Annotated in this window: 15 protein-coding genes; 6 read left to right on the forward strand and 9 right to left on the reverse strand. The window is 42.5% G+C overall.

Going from position 1 to position 19,841, the window contains the following annotated elements:
* Positions 1-4: 4 nt before the first annotated feature.
* From BMW98_RS19780 to glpK, 4 genes are all read right to left on the reverse strand, one after another.
* Entirely contained in the window at positions 5-1,351 is a 1,347-nt protein-coding gene (locus BMW98_RS19780) for a TolC family protein (protein WP_090261170.1), read from the reverse strand.
* Positions 1,326-1,964 (reverse strand): TetR/AcrR family transcriptional regulator, encoded by a 639-nt coding sequence (locus tag BMW98_RS19785; RefSeq protein WP_090261172.1) that lies wholly within the window; start codon positions 1,962-1,964, stop codon positions 1,326-1,328. The genes BMW98_RS19780 and BMW98_RS19785 overlap by 26 nt, the downstream gene beginning before the upstream one ends.
* Positions 1,965-2,257: 293 nt before the next feature.
* Positions 2,258-3,823: a glycerol-3-phosphate dehydrogenase/oxidase gene (locus tag BMW98_RS19790; protein ID WP_090261173.1), complete on the reverse strand. Its 1,566-nt coding sequence runs from the start codon at positions 3,821-3,823 to the stop codon at positions 2,258-2,260.
* Positions 3,824-3,835: 12 nt separating this feature from the next.
* On the reverse strand, positions 3,836-5,326 hold the full coding sequence (glpK, locus tag BMW98_RS19795; RefSeq protein ID WP_090261176.1) for a glycerol kinase GlpK: 1,491 nt from the start codon (positions 5,324-5,326) through the stop codon (positions 3,836-3,838).
* Positions 5,327-5,386: 60 nt separating this feature from the next.
* On the opposite strand from glpK, the gene BMW98_RS19800 reads away from it, so the two are divergent.
* Positions 5,387-5,851, forward strand: a complete 465-nt coding sequence (locus BMW98_RS19800) for a RidA family protein (protein ID WP_090261177.1) — start codon at positions 5,387-5,389, stop codon at positions 5,849-5,851.
* Complete coding sequence (locus BMW98_RS19805) at positions 5,848-6,852, forward strand: hypothetical protein (RefSeq protein WP_090261179.1); 1,005 nt, start codon at positions 5,848-5,850, stop codon at positions 6,850-6,852. Before BMW98_RS19800 ends, BMW98_RS19805 begins: the two co-directional genes overlap by 4 nt.
* 3 nt (positions 6,853-6,855) lie before the next feature.
* Here the strand turns inward: BMW98_RS19805 and BMW98_RS19810 are convergent, their stop codons facing one another.
* Together BMW98_RS19810 and BMW98_RS19815 are read right to left on the reverse strand one after the other, a co-directional pair.
* A complete protein-coding gene (locus BMW98_RS19810) occupies positions 6,856-8,280 on the reverse strand; it encodes a hypothetical protein (protein WP_139177716.1) in 1,425 nt (474 codons plus the stop codon).
* A gap of 119 nt (positions 8,281-8,399) precedes the next feature.
* A complete protein-coding gene (locus BMW98_RS19815; protein ID WP_090261183.1) occupies positions 8,400-9,269 on the reverse strand; it encodes a LysR family transcriptional regulator in 870 nt (289 codons plus the stop codon).
* Positions 9,270-9,358: 89 nt separating this feature from the next.
* Between BMW98_RS19815 and hutH the strand changes: the two genes are divergently transcribed.
* The 3 genes from hutH to hutI are packed head-to-tail and all read left to right on the forward strand — an operon-like array spanning position 9,359 to position 14,200.
* Complete coding sequence (hutH, locus tag BMW98_RS19820; RefSeq protein WP_090261185.1) at positions 9,359-10,921, forward strand: histidine ammonia-lyase; 1,563 nt, start codon at positions 9,359-9,361, stop codon at positions 10,919-10,921.
* A gap of 2 nt (positions 10,922-10,923) precedes the next feature.
* Complete coding sequence (locus BMW98_RS19825) at positions 10,924-12,921, forward strand: urocanate hydratase (RefSeq protein WP_090261187.1); 1,998 nt, start codon at positions 10,924-10,926, stop codon at positions 12,919-12,921.
* Between the two features lie 52 nt (positions 12,922-12,973).
* Entirely contained in the window at positions 12,974-14,200 is a 1,227-nt protein-coding gene (gene hutI, locus BMW98_RS19830; protein WP_090261189.1) for an imidazolonepropionase, read from the forward strand.
* Here hutI and BMW98_RS19835 read toward each other — a convergent pair.
* The 3 genes from BMW98_RS19835 to BMW98_RS19845 all read right to left on the reverse strand — a co-directional run bounded on the left by BMW98_RS19835 (position 14,197) and on the right by BMW98_RS19845 (position 18,026).
* A complete protein-coding gene (locus tag BMW98_RS19835) occupies positions 14,197-16,293 on the reverse strand; it encodes a T9SS type A sorting domain-containing protein (RefSeq protein WP_090261190.1) in 2,097 nt (698 codons plus the stop codon). The genes hutI and BMW98_RS19835 overlap by 4 nt on opposite strands.
* A 173-nt stretch (positions 16,294-16,466) precedes the next feature.
* Positions 16,467-16,784, reverse strand: coding sequence for a hypothetical protein (locus tag BMW98_RS19840; RefSeq protein WP_090261192.1), 318 nt, complete (start codon positions 16,782-16,784; stop codon positions 16,467-16,469).
* An 87-nt stretch (positions 16,785-16,871) separates the two neighbouring features.
* Positions 16,872-18,026, reverse strand: coding sequence for an MFS transporter (locus BMW98_RS19845; RefSeq protein WP_090261194.1), 1,155 nt, complete (start codon positions 18,024-18,026; stop codon positions 16,872-16,874).
* Between the two features lie 204 nt (positions 18,027-18,230).
* Here BMW98_RS19845 and BMW98_RS19850 point away from each other — a divergent pair, with 204 nt between their 5' ends.
* Positions 18,231-19,826, forward strand: a complete 1,596-nt coding sequence (locus tag BMW98_RS19850) for an amidohydrolase (RefSeq protein WP_090261195.1) — start codon at positions 18,231-18,233, stop codon at positions 19,824-19,826.
* Positions 19,827-19,841 lie beyond the last annotated feature (15 nt).

Raw genomic sequence — 19,841 nt, forward strand, 5'->3', positions numbered from 1 at the left:
TGAATTAATTGAGTTTACCTAGTGCTTTGTCTAATTCGATTTTAGCCACTATGGCATCGTAAAGAGCCACTAGGTAGTTCACCTCGGCTTGTTTAAAATCCTGATCGGCCACAACCAATTCAAGGTTTGAGCCTACACCTTCAGTATATTTTTCGCGTGTAATTTCCATTACCTCGCGCGCCAATTCCATGTTTTCTTGCTGAACTTCTAAGCGTTCAACATTTACATCAAGGGCTACTTTAGAGTTATCAAGTTGTTGTCTTAAGTTGTTGACCAATAGGCTCGATTGGTTGTTGAGTGTTTCTAATTGATATCTTTTTCGCTGAATTGAATACTTCTTTCTTAGACCATCGAAAATCGGAATATTCACATTCACACCAATATTGGCACTACTAAACCACTCTCTGTCGTTATTCCATAGATTATTGAACACATCGTTGGCAGAGTTACGCCCCCAGCCTGCTGTAAAATTCACTGTTGGAATGTATTGAGAGGTTACGTTTTTCACGTCTAGTTCGGCCAATTGCTTTAAATATTCAATCTGCTGAACCTCTAATCGGTCTATAACGCTAAAGGCTTCAACCTCGGCTTGGCTATAAGTAAAATCGAAACCTTCCAGCTCACCACTGATCTCAATTGGATTTTCTACCGGCATACCTATGGTAAGTTTTAATAGGTTTTTGGCAGAAAATATGGCCTGACGAACTGCGCTGCGCTCAGCATAAAGGTTGTTCATTTGCACTTGCAAACGGCTAACATCAATCTTCTCCGCAAAGCCGTTTTCGTAAAGCGCTTTTGTATCTTTTAGAGTACTATCAAGTGTAGCAATGTTGGTTTCTACCAGCTCTGTTCTGATCTGGTTCACCAATACCAGATAGTACGCTTTCATTACTTGCTCACGCACATCTTCCTGTTCCTTGGCCTCGTCCACAACCACTTTCTCTCTCAGCTTTTTAGCGGCCTTCAAACCTATAAAAAAGGAGCCATCGAAAATCATTTGAGAAGCGTTTACACCCAAGTTACTCTGATGTTGCACACCAAATTTTACAGCCACAGTTTCTCCCTCTGGCGCACTAGGGTCGAAAGTGGAAGCAGGCAAAACGCTCACTGGAATTTCCACATTGTTTGTGTAACCGAAAGTCGCATTTACCTGAGGCAAACCGTCAGATCGCGTTTCGTAAACCTGCGCATCGGCATCGTCAATTGCCACACGCGCGTTCTTCAGGTTTTCATTGTTCTTCAGGGCATATGCTATGGCCTGCTCCAAGCTGAACTCCTGCTGCGCTTTAAGCCCCACGACTGTAAGCGCTAGTAGTAAAGTAATACTAGTTTTTCTGAGTAAGCTTCTCATTTTGATTGTTGTTGATGTTGTACTGATTAAAAAGTTGATAACCTTCTAGGGTAAATAACCCATGTATGAAGTGGTCGAATAACTGATATTGCACTTCGCCTAAAGAGATTTGGTCTCTAGGCAAAAGATCTTTGTTCATCATAAATATTTGCACTTGCTCAATCCTGAGCGAAGCCATTAGTTCAGCATTGATCTCTGGTCTAAAATGCCCCTCTTGCTGACCTCGCCTGATTACTGAGATGAGAGATTCCTTCATTACATTTACTTTGAAATCCTCAAACATCATCCATGCATCGGGATAAAACCTATGCAGCTCGTGCATAATATTGGCTTTAATATCCTTTAAAGAATCTCTTAAGCATTGTGACACGATGATTAGGGCATGAATACTATTTTCGCCCTCAGACATTGCGCGTCTAAAGTGATTGATGTCCTCATCAATATGCTCTCTCACAATGCTGTTCACCAAGTCCTTCTTATCCTTAAAATACTGGTAGATGGTTTTTTTAGAAATACCTAAATCCCTGGATATATCATCCATGGTTACCGTTCGAATTCCAAACTGTATCATCAGGTTTCCTGTATGCTCTATTATTTTATCTCTTAGCTCCATCGGCTTGCAAAACTACGGAAACTTCAATAGTACCCAAAGTTTCCACTGGGCAATAGACGCACGTTTAGGCAGAATTGTTCCCGAAAAGTGAAATATTTTTTAATAGACAGATATGCAATCGTTATACTTAACCAAATTTTATTTGGTCTGGACAACTAAAGTGTTTTAAGGAAAAATATTTTGTCATGAATGCGACATTTCCAGTGCAGCATCACTCACTTTCTCAAAATTCTATTTGGAGAGAAAAAACTTATTACTAGCTGGTTTTTATGCACTTAGCACATTACACCCAGTTAAATTAGGTAGTGAGATTTTAGTTTATTGAAGGCTTCGAGCTGATTACTCACCCACGCTTCGCCTTCTTCTAACTCACGGGCCATAATTGCAGCTACTTCAGGAGCAACTCTAAAACTCTCTTGGGCATCTAAAAACAAGCCTCTAACCCTGCGAGCCAGCATATCTTCTACTGTTCTGGCCATTTCGTGGCGCACAGCCCAAACCACTTGCGACTTTCTTAGTGGTAAACTTTCACTAATAAATTCGGCAAGCTCAGGCTCCTCTTCCTCTAACTCCAGCAGCTGATACTTCTCGGTACCGTACACCGCAAGGTGGTCGGTTGTGATGTCTAGGTTTTTATCGTAGCCATAAATTGGCAAAGTTTGAGTAACACATTTCCGATCAGGCAAAGCACCAATCAAAATGGCATTATCCACTGTGTCTTCAGCCATTTTTCGGTAGGTAGTCCACTTACCACCAATTATGGTAATTAAGCCCGATTGAGAAATCATCACTTTGTGGTGCCTTGATATCTCTTTGGTCGATTTACCATCCCCTTCTGGTTTGGCCAAAGGCCTGAGACCAGAAAAGACACTGAGTACATCGGCACGGGTAGGTTGCTTGGTTAGGTACTGGCCGGCAGTTTCTAGAATAAAATCTATTTCTTCCTCCTGTGCTTTAGGCTCAAGTTCCGGCTTCTCCTTCATGGTATCGGTAGTTCCCAGTACCACTTTATCGTGCCATGGCACGGCAAACATTACGCGGCCATCTTTTGTGTGCGGTACCATAATGGCATATTTATCGGGCAGAAACTCCTTACCCACAACCAAGTGAATACCCTGACTCGGTTGAATCATCTCCTTCACATCTGGTTCATCCATTTTCTTAACCGCATCAGCGAAAACACCAGTGGCATTAATCACTGTTTTTGCTTCAATATCATATGACTTGCCCGACTCGAGGTTGGTTGCGGTTAGGCCATTTATAATTCCCTCATCATTTTTCAAAAGGCCGGTAACTTTCATATAATTGATTACCACCCCATTGAACTGGCGAGCTGTTTTCGCCAAACTCAGCGCCATTCGAGCATCATCAAATTGCCCATCGTAATACACCACACCACCCTTTAATCCTTTTTGATCTATTGTAGGGATATGGCCTATTGTCTCGTTTTTGGAAAGTTTTTTAGAAGAACCAATCCCCAGCTTACCAGACATTAGGTCGTAGACTTTAAGTCCGACCTGATAAAATGGGCCATCCCACCACTCGTAATTCGGAATGATAAAAGCTTGATTTTTCACCAAGTGAGGAGCGTTCTGAATCATCAACCCGCGCTCTTTCAGCGCCTCTAACACCAGAGAAATATCGCCTTGCTGCAAGTAGCGCACTCCGCCATGCACCAACTTAGTGCTTCTGCTTGAGGTTCCCTTGGCAAAATCGTGCTGCTCCAATAGAAGGGTGGCATAGCCGCGAGAAGCCGCATCTACCGCAATACCCAAACCGGTTGCACCACCGCCAATTACCACTATATCCCAAGGTTCCTTGCGCTTTTTAAGGCGCTTTAGCATTTTTTCTCTTTTCATAAGTGTAGAATACTAGTCTTCTTCATTCCAAGCCTTAGCCCTTTCCACGGCCCTGCTCCAATTCTTTTTAATCTTGCTATTGTCTTTGCCGCTAGGGGCAAACTTCTTATCCACTTTCCAAAGCGCCTTAATCTCATCTTGAGACTGCCAATAGCCTACTGCCAAACCTGCTAAAAAGGCTGCTCCTTGAGCTGTAGTCTCAGTGATTTCAGGTCGCACAATATCGAGCCCTGTAAAATCTGACTGAATTTGCATAAGCAAATCATTGGCAGAAGCACCGCCATCTACTCTCAATTCTTTCAGGGTTATACCGGAATCTAATGCCATGGTTTCAATCACCTCCATACTTTGTAATGCCAAAGCCTCCAAAGCTGCCCGAGCAATATGTCCTTTCTGGGTTCCTCGCGATAAGCCTATCATCACACCGGTAGAATACTGGTCCCAGTGTGGTGCACCCAAGCCAACAAACCCTGGCACAAAGTAGACCCCACCATTATCTTTTACGGTTTTCGCCAAGGCTTCCACATCGGCCGACTGATCGATAAAGTGTACATTATCACGCAACCACTGCACGATGGCCCCGCCAATGAAAATGCTTCCCTCGAGCGCATAGTTCACTTTATCACCAATTTTCCAGCCTATTGTAGAAAGTAATTTGTTTTCACTCTTAATCACCTTGTCACCCGTATTCATCACCAAAAAGCAACCGGTACCATAAGTGTTTTTTACCATGCCGGGTTCAGTGCACATTTGCCCAAACAGTGCCGACTGCTGGTCACCCGCAATGCCGCCAATGGGTATGGCAGCTCCAAAAAGTTCAGGATCAGTTTTGCCAAAATCATCACTACTTGCCTTTACTTCGGGTAACATTCCTTTTGGAATGTTAAACAAATCAAGCAACTCATCGTCCCATGCCAGCGAATGGATATTATAAAGCATGGTTCTACTGGCATTGCTTACATCTGTTGCATGTACCTTGCCACCGGTTAACTTCCAAAGCAGCCATGTATCTACTGTTCCGAAAGCCAACTCACCATTTTCAGCACGCACTTGGGCGCCCTCCACATGGTCAAGGATCCAGCGAATTTTGGAGGCAGAAAAATAGGCGTCAATCAACAGCCCCGTTTTCTCTTGTATCATGGCCTCATGTCCTTCAGCCTTTAACTTATTACAATAACTGGCTGTACGCCTATCTTGCCAAACAATCGCTCTATACAGATTTTTACCCGTTTTCCGGTCCCAAACCATTGTAGTTTCACGCTGGTTGGTTATTCCGATAGCAGCTATTTCCGAAGCCTCCACTCGTTGCTTTTCCATCACATCGTTTATAGTGAACTTCTGCGTTTCCCATATCTCCAGCGGGGTATGTTCCACCCAACCGGGTTTGGGATAAAACTGCTCGAACTCACGCTGCGAAGTATTTACAATTTCTCCCTTTTTATTGAAGATGATTGCTCGCTCGCTCGTGGTTCCGGCATCGATTGTTATGATATATTTTGACATAGGTGATATTTATTCGTGGATTACCTAATTTATGCTTTTTATTCAACCAACTAAAAATCAATGGCAAAGACTTTTACTTTCGCTTTTATTCTATCCCTTTTTATTTTTTCATGTACACAGAAACCCACCGAGCTTGAAGTAAACCATTACTTAAGCGAAGAAACTGCTCAACTTAACTTGCCGTTTTCTGAAGCAGTTAGGGTTGGCGATATGCTTTACCTAAGCGGACAAGTAGGTAATAAGCCGGGCACTTTGGACTTAGTTGAGGGTGGAATTGAAGCTGAGGCCAAACAGGTAATGGAAAACATTAAAACGGTGCTGGAAGCCAACGGCAGCTCATTCGACCATGCTGTAAAATTCACTGTGTTTATAGACGATATCGCGCAATGGTCCAACTTCAATAAGGTTTACGTGGAATACTTTCCAAACAAAAAACCAGCTCGTTCGGCATTGGGCGCTGATGGCTTAGCTTTAGGCGCAGCGGTAGAAGTTGAGTGCATCGCCTACATACCTAGCAAAAAATGACCAAGGCAGTTTTAATCGGCATTCTTCTATTCACGTGCGGTGCTGTCTCAGCCCAAAAACTGGAAAGAAAAGCACAAATAGAGACAATGTACAGGCTTATTCATGAGTATTCGCCCACAATAAGCTATATGATTAAGACTAGCGCCAGCCTACCCCGCAATTATCGAATCGCTGGCATGCGAGTAAGTGCCGGTAGGCATCAGCCGCCAGAAACTTGGCTCTCAGGCAGTACTGAAAGTAAATTAGTAGACAACCTAAGCATGGTTGCACACGAAAGTGCACATGGCTTTCAGTTTATTTACCCTTTCAATGTGCTGCAAGCATCTTCTCCAGAAGATTTTAAGCTGGGCGACTATACGGCCTACTTTCTCGATTCAGCACGGACTTATGTGGTAAAACACACCGTATGCTTTAATAGCAACGAGCTTAAAAATGAGATTCCAAAAGACTTAAGAACATATCGCTACACACCATATATTGCGCCCAAAAGCGGCATAGGAAGTCAAAAAGAAGGCTTTTATGGTTTATTGGGCGAATTTAACGCTTACTACATAGGCATGTTGATGACCCACGACATGTTCGCGTACTATGAAACCCAAGCCTCTGAAGATTTGGAAGCCTACCAAAAATACATTCAAAACATTTCGAGCGATGTGGCGGCCTTTTATGAGTTCAAGTACTTTCTGCTTCAATACCTGCTAAAAGCCAAGCTCGACTACCCAGACCAATACGAATTGCTAATTGACAACACTGCGCTTAGAATAGCCTACACGCAAGTTTATACAGCTTTCGAAAACCTAGTTAAAACCTATGATAAGCAACTGTTAGTAATTGAAACCAAAATTTCGAATCTCGGTATACCTGTAAATATAGATGACGAGTACTTTTGGGTTGACGGCTATGGTGTTGGTCTAAACTTGCAAACAATCAACCCGATGAAAACCGAGTTAGCAAAGCCGGTTTATGAGGAAGTCCACCAAGCCTTTATCTACCAGAAGTAGTTACTATCTTCTGTTTTTCTTTTTGCCCGATAGCCCTAGTGCCTCCATGGTTTTCTGCTCCACATCTTCTGCAAAAGGGAAAGTAAAACCAAACACAAACCTTACCCTGGTATAGTCCACCATAAAAGTCTCATCACTATTAAAGAAAGTTTCCCCAGGGTTATCAGGTATATTAATTGGCCTCGAAAGCTCTTCGGAACTACCGGTATACAAAAGCCCAAAAGTGATATCGGCAATACTGGTATCGAGCACCCCACCAAAGCTAAAGTGAAAGAGATTAGAGCGCAAAAAGCTACCATTGTACACCTCTTCGTTGAGAATTGAGGTTGACTCATTATCATATTGCGCCAAAAAATCGGTAGAGAAACCCACGTAGGTATTGAAGTGTTCTGAGAAATAGAGTTCACCACCAATACCAAAATTCACCACACTTTTCAGTTCATCATAAAGCACCGCATTAATCTCCAAGCCAGTGCTTTGCCCAACAAATGGAGCTGGATCCATAATTTGGTAAGCATCCAATTTACTGAACCATTCGGCCGAAAAATGAACACCATGCTGTTCTCTTTGCCCCAATTTTACACCAGCCCCCACTGCAATGGACAGTGAAGAATTGTACGCTGCGTCTAAATCGCTCTGGCTATTAGAGATGAACACATCATCGTCAACAAAGTCTCCAGAATTATCCACGCCATTCATAAACTCCTCATAGCGAAAGCTGCCTTTGCCGCCCAAGCGCAAACGTGGCGGTGTTATGGTTATACCGTAAGAGGTTCTCCCCTTCACCCAAGATGCTCCAATTTTTGTAATTAAGCCCTTAGCCGCGTACGACATATTCACATCGTTATAATAGTCGGCTCCTTCATTTGACTGGCTCAAGGCATTCATTCGCACATTTAGCGAGTTGCTCTGTTTTCTTTGGGCATAAAACAAACTCACGCCAATACCGAAATTCTTTTTGGGCGAGTAAGACCAAGCACCACCAAACCACTCTTCGCGCAGCCTTTTGGTCCAATCCAGCGTACCAATCAACAACTCCTGCCCTGGATACTCATCAAAAATATCTCTGGTTATTTCCGTTCTATAAAAGATGTTTATGTCGGATTGGTAACGGGTAAGAAAAGCGTAAGAGAAATGATGTCCCTCGGCAAAAGGCAACCTAAAAGACCCCGCAGCCAATGCTGGGCTACTGCTAAATTCATCGTTCTTAATAATATCTCCGCTGCCCAACGCATCCTCAATTTTTAACGACTGAAACTCATAGACTTTAGCCGAAAGCAAAAAACTTGGGTTATCAATTAAGGCCAACCTCGAAGGATTGTAAAATGCCGCTCCCAAATCCTCCACGCTACCAACAACGGCACCAGCAAGCAAAAGCGAACGGTTCCCGTACTGTTCCGACCAATAATGACCGTCTTGAGCGCTCAAGCTTTTCAAACAAAACACCAAAACGGTAGCTAAAAGTATATGTCGCATTTGCACGTTGAGAATTACTTAACTCCTTAAATTAAAATAATTTTAACATTAAATAGTACTTACAACCGTAATCAAACCATTAGGTTTAAAAACTTATCCAAAGCCACGTTTCTATTATTCTCCGACCAAACAGCTAATAGCTTGGTCCGCTGCCTTAAGTGCTTCAATGGTATAAAGTCGATACCTAAATCAACACCATGCCGTAAAGCAGAAGGCACTATGGCCACGCCCAAACCTTTTTCAACCAAACGAAATATGCTATTGGCCTGAACAGAACGATACGAAACCTTTGGTTCAAACCCATGGTCTTCAAAAATACTCATCACATTATCGTAGTATTCTTGGCTATAGTCGTTTGAAAACAGAATAAAATGCTCGTCTTCAAATTCATTTAGGCTTTTGAAATTCTCTGCCTTTACGGAGCCAAACTTTGGCACTACCAAAGAGAAAGAATCTTCGAAAACGACTTTATGTGCAAAGCCCTTTCTCACACTTTCCAGCCGTACAAAAGCAATATCCAGCTTGTCGTGGGCAATAGCCGAAATCTGCTCTTTGTTATTCAGTTCTTCCAAAGAAGCATGGATCGTAGGGAATTTGAGACGCATAGCTTCCAACAAAGCAGGAATAACGTTTTGCATGGCAGATCCAACAAAACCAATTCGAATCTCCCCCTCCTCACCTTCGGCCTTACGTTTGGTGGCTACCACCACATTAGCAATATGATTCAGGATAAACTCAGCTTCGTCCATCATGTATGCTCCCGCAGCAGTAAGCGAAACCTGACGCTTGGTTCTGTTTAGCAGCACTACGCCCAGCTCATCTTCCAATTGCTTGATTTGCTTGGTAAGCGCAGGCTGTGTTATAAATAGCTTTTCAGCAGCTTTTGCATAGTGCAACTCTTGCGCTAACACCAAAAATGACTTGAGTAATCTAAGCTCCATTAATTCCCAATAGTAATTAATCAATGAATATAAATCATTTATAGGAATTAACAATTGAAAGTAAATTTGTTCTACTAAACAGTGTACCAATGGCAGAACATAACTTTCAATATGGTGTAGACCACCTTACGAGTAGCATAGCACTACAAATAGCAAAAGGACAAACGAATGGAATTCTTTCGGAACAGTCCAAAGAGATTGTAAAAAGAAGCACCAGCTATGTAGAAGAAATCACCAATAGTGAACGCACTGTTTATGGTATAAATACAGGCTTTGGACCACTTTGCACGACCAAAATTTCTGCTGCCGACACCAAAGAGCTTCAATACAATATTCTAAAAAGTCACAGTGTTGGAGTTGGCAACCCGATTGACGAGCAGATTGCCAAACTGATGCTTATTTTGAAAGTACACTCATTGGCCAAGGGCTTTTCAGGCATTCAACTTTCTACCTTAGAAAGAATCGTTTGGCACATTAACAATAACGCCATTCCGGTAGTGCCAGAAAAAGGTTCTGTTGGGGCTTCTGGCGATTTAGCACCTTTAGCGCACCTCTTTCTGCCCCTTATTGGCTTAGGCGAAGTTTACTATCAGGGTAAACGGATGGAAACGGCTGAGCTATTTGCGACAACCGGCCTCACTTCAATCGAACTTGGCCCCAAGGAAGGCTTAGCCCTGATTAACGGCACGCAGTTTATCGCTGCACATGCTGTTACTGTGGTTGACGAACTGCACAACTGTTTGCAGCATGCCGATATTATTGGCGCTATGATGATCGAATCGCTATTGGGTTCTGCCAAACCATTTCGCGATGAATTGCACAACATCCGCCCTTTCAAAGGCAACATTCATGTGGCGCAAAATGTAAAATCGCTGCTGAAAGGTTCTAAAATTCTCGACAGCCACCTGAACTGCAGCCGCGTGCAGGACCCTTATTCTTTAAGGTGCATTCCGCAGGTACATGGCACTTCGCGAAATGCTTGGCTACACCTGAAGGAACTAGTAGAAATCGAACTGAATTCGGTTACCGACAACCCGATTGTACTTAGCGCTGAAGATACTATTAGCGGTGGAAATTTCCATGGTCAGCCATTGGCGCTACCGCTAGATTACGCCACCTTGGCCGCTGCCGAGCTTGGCAACATTTCTGACCGTAGAATCTACCTTTCGCTTGAAGGTAAAATTGAAGACCTGCCTACTTTATTAATGAATAACACAGGCATTAACAGTGGTTTTATGTTGCCGCAATACACCTCTGCTGCCTTGGTAAGCGAAAACAAAAGCTTGTGTTTTCCTGCCAGTGCCGATAGCGTACCTACCTCATTAGGACAAGAGGACCATGTAAGCATGGGTTCAATTAGCGGCAGAAAAGCACTGCAAGTAATTCGAAACCTAGAGCACATACTAGCAATTGAACTACTATGTGCGGCACAGGCATTCGACTTCCGAAGACCACTTAAATCGGGGGCAACTTTAGAGGCTTGCCACGCTTTTGTGAGAACCAGAATTGACCATGCAGAGCAAGACAGAATCTTTGCTGATGACATTCAGAAAGCACACGGTATTATTCAAGAAAGAGCCTTAACCAATATTTTCGCTCCACTACAAAGCGAAGCACCAAGTCCATTCAAAAACCTATTTGAAGTTTACTAGTCATGAAAGCATTTGCCCAAGAAATCCTGAATGGTATACCAAACGAATTGCCTACAGCGCCAGCACTTCAACGCGATGTAAATCGTGCTCCAAAGCGAAAAGACATCCTTTCTAAAGAAGAGAAGGTACTGGCGATAAAGAACGCATTGCGTTACTTCCCGGCCGAATGGCACAAAACATTGGCCAATGAATTCGCAAATGAATTGAGCACTTTTGGCCGTATTTACATGTATCGCTTTATGCCGAAAGAGCCGATTGAAGCCAAAAACATTGCCGACTACCCAGGAAATTCTGAGCAAGCAAAGGCCATAATGCTGATGATACAGAACAACCTGGACCATAAAGTAGCGCAACACCCTTATGAACTGATAACTTATGGTGGAAATGGGGCTGTTTTCCAAAACTGGGCACAGTACAGTCTTACCATGCAGTACTTAGCCGAAATGACGGATGAGCAAACCTTGGTAATGTATTCAGGCCATCCAATGGGACTTTTTCCTTCTAGTAAAAATGCGCCACGCGTGGTGGTCACCAATGGTCTTACCATTCCTAACTACTCCAAACCCGATGACTGGGAAAAGATGAACGCCTTGGGTGTAAGCCAATACGGTCAAATGACAGCGGGGTCTTATATGTACATTGGCCCACAGGGCATAGTCCATGGCACCACCATTACCGTATTGAATGCAGCTAGAATGAAACGCCCAGATGGTAACTTTAAGGGGCTACTATTTGTAACCTCGGGGCTTGGCGGCATGAGTGGCGCGCAGCCAAAAGCGGCTAACATTGCGGGCTTAGTTTCGGTAACAGCCGAAGTGAATCCTAAAGCGGCCTATAAGCGCCACGAGCAAGGCTGGGTAGATCATGTGACTGATGATATAGAAGAATTAAAAGCTCAAGTAACAGCTGCTAGAAATGCGGGAGAAAAAACCTCCTTCGCTTACTTGGGTAACATAGTGGAAGTTTGGGAGGCTTTTGACGAAGCCAACATCACAATTGATTTAGGTTCCGACCAAACCTCTTTGCACAACCCTTACGCAGGTGGTTACTACCCGGTTGGTTTAAGTTATGATGAAGCAAATGAGCTGATGGTCAACAATCCAGAGGCATTCAAAACCGCACTTCAAGACTCACTTAAAAGACATGCCGCTGCCATAAATAACCATACAGCCAAAGGCACATATTTCTTCGATTATGGTAATGCTTTCTTACTGGAGGCCAGCCGTGCTGGTGCCGATGTAATGGCAGCAAACAACATCGACTTTAAATACCCGAGCTACGTGCAAGACATCATGGGGCCAATGTGTTTCGATTACGGTTTTGGGCCTTTCCGCTGGGTGTGTACCTCTGGCGAGCAAGCCGACTTAGACTTTACCGATGCCTTGGCCGCAGAGGTAATTGAAGAAATGTTGAAAGAAGCACCAGCCGACATCAAACCACAGTTGCAAGACAACTTACTTTGGGTAAAACAGGCCAAAGAAAATAAACTGGTAGTTGGTTCAAAGGCGCGGATACTTTATGCAGATGCCGAGGGAAGAATACGTATTGCAAAAGCATTCAACCAAGCCATAAAAGCAGGCAAAATAGGCCCGGTAGTACTTGGCCGAGATCACCACGATGTATCAGGCACGGACTCTCCGTACAGGGAGACCTCCAACATTTACGATGGTTCTCAATTTACTGCCGACATGGCCGTTCAGAACTTTGTGGGCGATGCGTTTCGTGGTGCCACATGGATATCGCTACACAATGGTGGTGGCGTAGGCTGGGGCGAAGTAATAAACGGAGGCTTTGGCATGTTGCTAGATGGTTCTGTAGAATCAGATGAACGTTTAGAAAGCATGCTATTTTGGGATGTAAATAACGGTATTGCCAGAAGAAACTGGGCGCGCAACCCACATGCTATAAGCACCATAAAACGCGCTATGCAAGCCGAGCCGAAGCTAAAAGTAACGCAACCAAACTTGGTTGATGATGAGGTTTTAAAAAACCTACTTTAAACTATTCAGACCACAACTTGAAATACCACTTGAAAAGGTAGAAATTAACATTATGCAAAAATCCTTTATCAACATAGGCAAACTTTACCAAGTACGTGCAGAGGGTACAAACCTACTAAGAGGGCCAATTATGGCCGATGTACCTTTTCTGGAAAATGCTTGGATGACCGTAAAAGACGGTCTGATTGAAGACTTTGGCAAAATGGAGGATTTTGTTCCTTCAGAAAACGAAGAAACCGTTGATGTTAAAGGCTGCATAATCACCCCTACTTTTGTTGATTCGCATACACATTTGGTTTTTGCCCAAGACCGAGACGAAGAGTTTGTAATGAAAATCAAAGGCATGGACTATCAGTCTATTGCACAAGCTGGAGGCGGTATTCTTAACTCGGCAAAAAAGCTGCAAGAGACGCCCCTAGAGATATTGGTGGAAAGGGCCTCCGCTCGACTCAATGAAGCTATAAAAGCAGGAACCGGAGCCATTGAAATTAAAAGTGGTTATGGTTTAACCACAACGGCTGAATTAAAAATGCTAAAAGTAATCGCGCATTTAAAGCAAGATTTTAAAATACCAATTAAGGCCACATTTTTAGGAGCACATGCCTTTCCTACCGAAGATAAAGAGCGGTATATGCAAACCATTATTCAGGAGATGTTACCTGAAATTTTCTCGAACCAGTTGGCCGATTACATCGACTGCTTTTGCGAGAAAGGCTACTATTCGGTAGACCAAATGCGTACCATACTTGAAGCTGGACAAAAATTCGATCTAAAGCCCAAAGTACATGTAAATCAATTCAATGCTATTGGCGGAATAGAAAACGCCATTGAGTTTGGCGCACTTTCTGTCGACCATTTGGAAGTATTGCCTGACGAGGAGATCACCCTCTTAAAAGACTCGGACACCTTGCCTGTTGCACTACCTGGCTGTTCATTCTATTTGAATATTCCTTTTGCACCAGGCAGAAAGATGATCGATAATGGCTTACCACTAGTCTTGGCATCCGATTTTAACCCCGGCTCTGCCCCATCCTTTAACATGAGCACCATAAATAGCCTGGCATGTATAAGAATGAAATTACTACCTCAGGAAGCATTTAATGCAACCACTTTTAATGCCGCTTTTGCCCTTGAATTAGAAAACGAGGTTGGTAGCATTACCAAAGGCAAAAGGGCCAACTTTATAATTGGCAAAAAAGACAAAACCCTCAATTCCATTAGCTACAATTTTGGTGTAAACTGGATTGATAAGGTTTATTTAAATGGGGAAGAGTTTTAATGTTTAATAAACTTCTTCTTAGCTAGAAGTCCACTTTCAGACCAAAAACGAAATAGGTAGAGCCCTTTTTTGAGGTTGCTGATATCAATTCGATCGAAACCTTCATTATTGTTAGGCAGCTTATGCACCTTACCATCAAGCCCAACAATATCTATATCAATTAGATTATTAGGCAAGCCCCTTAGTAGAACTTCGCCAGATGCAGGATTAGGGTAAATCGATAGGTTAGCGAATAAGTCTTCATTCGTAGAAGTAACTACATTATCGAAATTAGGAGTGCTTCCGAATTCCGGCAACTTTGATACTAAAGATGTAGCTCCAAGCACTTCGCCAACCTGAGTAAACTCCCCCTCAAAAACATCCATTTCATAAAGAACTCCACTGTGATCATATAGATATGGAATAGCACTCTCTGTAACAAAAAAACCTTTGGGGTAAATGGATTCGGGATATTCAATCTCTTTTAACAACTCACCATTTTCTGAAATTACTTTAATCACTCCTGCTGATGATTCTTCAGCCCTACCGAAAGCATAAAAGCTTATAATTGAAGGATCAAAAGTTAAGGCACTTAACCCCTGAAAGTAATTCAAGTTGTTGGAAGAAGTAACTTCTTGAGTATTCAAATCAAAACTAACTACTCTTTGAGAATAACTCCAGCCCGTTCCACCCGACCTAGCGGCAGACCTTTTAATGGCATAACCAGAAGATTCTGAGGTAAAGGTAATGCTCAAATAATGATTCTGAGTGGTAGAATTAGAAACCTCTTCCCCTAAGACCAAGGCAAGTTCCGTTCCTCCGGATCTTTGATCGATCCTATAAACCTTACCGGCAGACAGTCCATAAAGCCCTCCTTCCGGGGTAATAGCTACATCACCAATAGCTTCATTCAAATTGATAAACTCTTGTTGTTCAAACTCCTCATCGAGCTTACCTAAAAATAAGTTATGGTTATCATTACTATAAAGTTTCCATATGTTTTCAGTCTCAATATTCGTAAAATCGAATGACCTAGCGCTAATAGAGACACTATCTTCAATTATATTTCCTTGAAGTACAAACTTGTACTTCTTATACAGTGAAAGCTCATTCAGCTCCGATGGATAAAATTCAATTATAGCCTTCAATGTGTCTCCAACTAGAATATTTTCGCCACTATTATCTGATATCTCAAGGCTAGAATCATTCGCATCATCAAACCCACTGAACACTACCGTTTCACCTGAATTATTAATCAATTCAAAAGCCAAACTAACTGGTTCACTGCCGACTTTTCTTAGACCAAAATCAAAAGAATTTATTTTTGAAATAACTCCATTATTCTCAAAATTCGCATTCCCAGTAATACTTCGGTATTTAAACTGACTATTGACTAAAGTGGATATTCCAGTTTTTTGGTTAATTACATAAAGATTTTCTCCGTCACCTGTATTTCTCCCATACCCATATAATTGACCACTCTTATTGTAAAAAATCCCGAGAAAACGCCTATCTAGCTCTACTCCATCAGAAGAAGGAAAATCGGTTTCCTCATCTTCTTTAATTAAATACGACTGAGAACCACCACTCCAATAATCAGTTTTGATGAAAACCTTTTTTAACAGAACAGGGTCAAAAGAAACATCATCTATATTAATTCCACCATCAATATTCCCGCTAAAAAAACCCTCGTTATTCTTAGTCAGAATCTGGTTTTGTAGATTAATTTCAAAACCCGGGATTCTAATTGTATCTCCCTGAAAATCAACCGGCATTCTATTGCCAACGTAGGTTTCGTTTCCCCATTCCCAATCGACAACCCTTGAAGTTTCTTTGGTTTCTGGGTCCATTCTATCTACAAAACCTTCATCTACATTAATCACGTAGAGTTCTCCTACTGGAGAAACCCCGATCAAACATGTTTCGCACACCGTTACACCAATCGGTTCTGCATTCATAAACTTGTCTAAACGCACCACCTCAGTACCCTCAATAGCATAAAAAAATTCCGTACTTAAATTGGCAAAATTGGGGTCACTGGAATAATATGAAGCGGTGGCCTTTGAAAAGAACCCCACTAGCAAAAGAAGAGTCAGTGTGTTTTTAAGATACATGGTTGTTGGTATTTATAGGTTTGGGAAGATAAATACTAGTAAAGACTCCTACAATCTTTAAACACATTAAGTACAAAAAACCAAAAGAATTAATCAATTGAATCAAACCAATTTAGATCTTCAACAAAAAAGCCACTCAGTTGAGTGGCTTTCAAATCTCATTCTAAAGAGGACTATTGAGCGGCCTCATCTTCCTGATTTGTTTCCTTTGGCGGGTTTTTAAGCCCTTCTTCAATCGCAGCCTTTTCCTCTGCCGGTGTCATTTTAGGCACTGGCGTCATATCTGTAAGTTCCTTTTTTATACCTGCATACATTTCTTCCGTAACGTAATCAGGAGCTTCAGCTTCTTTGATTTGCTCTTGAACACTTGGTTGAGCTACAGTTTCAGGGGCTGATTCTAGGTTCTTTAGAAATTCATCTTTTAGTTCTTGAGTAGGTAATGAATCTAAGATGAACTGCTTATTTGCTTCTAAGCTTTGTTTAATTGCCATTTTAGTGTGTTTAATCGTTGTACATCGAATTCGATGAATAAGTTAATTGATTTATTCCACTCTTGCAGAAAATCCATCTATAAAATTCTACTTGAACCTTACTCGGCTCGAATTTAAAAACACCACTACCAAAGCTATAGCAGTAAGTCCGGTAAGAAACATAAACCCATTGCCAAGCCCCCAATGTTCGGCAACAAAGCCTATAATTACCGGCCCAAGTAGTAGGCCAATGTAACCTGAGGACGCAACTGAGGCAATACCAACTGAAGCCTTTACACCTTCTTGCTTGGCCGATTGACTAAATAATGTAGGGATGATGATAGAATAACCTAGGCCAATCAACCCAAAGCCAATAAGCGCAAACCCATAATATCCGTGCTGGAGTACCAATAAACCAAACAGCCCAAGTAAACAACCTGCCACGAGCATGCGATTAGAACCAAAAACGGCAATCAACTGATCACCAAAAAACCTACCCAAGGCCATAAAACCAGCAAATATGGCAAAGCCAAAACTAGCAACAGTACCTGGTGCTGAAAGTGTTTCTTTTAAGTAAATAGTACTCCAATCGGTTATAGCTCCCTCACTCGTCATAATACAAAAACCAACAAGTGCGAACCCTAAAACGGACCTAGGTGGCAAAGAGAATTTCTCTCGTTTCTTTTCCTCCACCTCTGTTTCCAATAAATACTTAGATGAAGAAAAACACGCACTCCCCATTAAAATAGCCCAAAACACCAAATGCCAAAATGGGCTTACCCCCAGCTGGATAAACAACGATGAGGTACCCGCCCCAATCATTCCTCCCAAACTAAAAAAACCATGGCAGGCCGACATAATAGACTTTTGCTCCGTTCGCTCAACTGCAGCAGCGGAGGCATTCATAGCCACGTTGGCCAACCCCATAGCAAACCCGACAAACAGTAATGCTATTGTAAGCATTAGATAGTTAGTGGCTAATGCAGGCAAGACAACGGTTAAAAGAAAAGCAGAAATCCCCAACATTGTGCTTCTTCTCTCTTTTAATGCAGCACTAATTCTGCCGAAAAAAGGAAGCAATATAGTAGCTCCTAAAGGCATAAAGAATAGGGCTAATCCTAACTGTCCTTCACTCAAACCCAATTGATCTTTGATCTCGGGCAACCTGGCCACCCAAGCTCCAAACATTATGGCCATGGTCATAAAAACCGTCCCCACAGCCCTACTCTGTTTGTCCATTATAAAAAGAATAATCTTTTTCATTTCCTTCCAATTACACCACAAAGGACGAGTGGTTTAGCACAAGCTACTACAACAGAATTAACCAGTTTTTATGCTGAATTTCAGTTATATCAATCCAGCAAACACATAGGTTAAAACAGCATTGAATAGGTTTTGGACCACTGTTATAAAAGACAACTCATTCCACTCATGTTTTTCATATTTTGAGTTAGAACCGAATTAATCATGAAAAAACTACTACAAACAACCACTTTCTTTGTGGCCATGCTTTTCATTAGTGGAATGGCATTTGGCCAAAAAAAATACAGCAAAAAGCAAATTGAGAAGCTCAAAAATGAGGTTTCAGAAATCGTGCTGAACAACCACAAACAAACCCAAGTAATGGTCGATAAGATCTTCAGCTTTGCCGAATTGGGTTTTCAAGAATACGAATCTTCCAAATACCTTACCGAGCTGTTAGAACAAAACGGGTTTGAAATAAAAACAGGCATTTCAGGTATCCCTACCGCTTGGTTGGCTACCTGGAACAACGGAGAAGGCCCTACCATTGCCCTTGGTAGCGATGTAGACTGCATACCGAAAGCATCGCAATACCCTGGGGTAGCCTACCACAAACCAATGGTTGAAGGTGCACCAGGCCATGGAGAAGGTCACAATGCAGGTATTCCACTTAATATTAGCGCAGCCTTGGCGGTAAAGGAAATAATGGAGCGTGAAAACATTGGCGGCACTTTAATACTCTGGCCTGGAATCGCTGAAGAACTCGTTGCAGCCAAAGCATGGTACGCTCGCGATGGCGTTTTCGATGATATTGACCTATGCATTTTTACACACGTAAGCAGCAACCTATCCGTATCGTACGGTCAGGCAAGTGGAACAGGACTTATTTCTGTTGAATATTCGTTTGAAGGAGAAGCGGCCCATTCGGCTGGCTCACCATGGAGAGGCCGAAGCGCCCTTGATGCGGCTGAGCTAATGAATGTTGGCTGGAACTACAAAAGAGAACATTTGCACCCCTTAAAAAGGTCTCATTCAATTTTTACCGATGCTGGCGATCAGCCTAATGTTGTGCCGTCAAAAGCATCTATATGGTACTATTTTAGAGATGTAACCTATGAGGGCATTATGGAAATGTACGAAGACGCTAACAACATAGCAGCTGGAGCCGCATTAATGACCGATACCAAAATGACTTCTCGCATTCTGGGTACCGCCTGGCCACGCCACTTTAATAAAGTGATCGCTGAAACCATGTATGAAAACATTAAGCAAGTTGGCTTGCCAGAATGGTCCGAAGATGACCAAACATTGGCAAAAGCCGTTCAGCAAGAAGTAGGCTCCAACCCTCGCGGACTTGCTACCGATCTTTCTAGCCTTGGGCTTCCGGTAACTACCCCTCGCAGTGGCGGTTCTGATGATATTGGCGATGTTAGCTGGGTTGTACCTACTGTAACAATGAGGTTCCCATCTAATATTCCGGGACTACAAGGCCACCACTGGAGCAATGCCATTGCCATGGCCACACCTATAGCCCATAAAGGAGCAACGGCAGGCGCTCGTGCCGAAGCCATGACCATCTTGGACTTCTTTCTTAAACCAGAATTGGTTGACCAAGCTTGGGATTACTTTAACAATGTTCAAAGTAAAGAAACAAAGTACCAGCCTATGATTGGTAAAGATGATATGCCACCAACTTATCTTAACAAAGGCATTATGGAGCAGTTTCGCCCTGAGATGAAGAAGTTCTATTACGATGAGACCAAGTACAGCACATATTTGGAGCAACTTGGCATTAGTTATCCTACTACTAAAAAAGACTAAGGCATAAAAAAAGGG

The organism is Roseivirga pacifica (genome assembly GCF_900111145.1).
In the GTDB taxonomy this organism is placed as follows: Bacteria; Bacteroidota; Bacteroidia; order Cytophagales; family Cyclobacteriaceae; genus Roseivirga; species Roseivirga pacifica.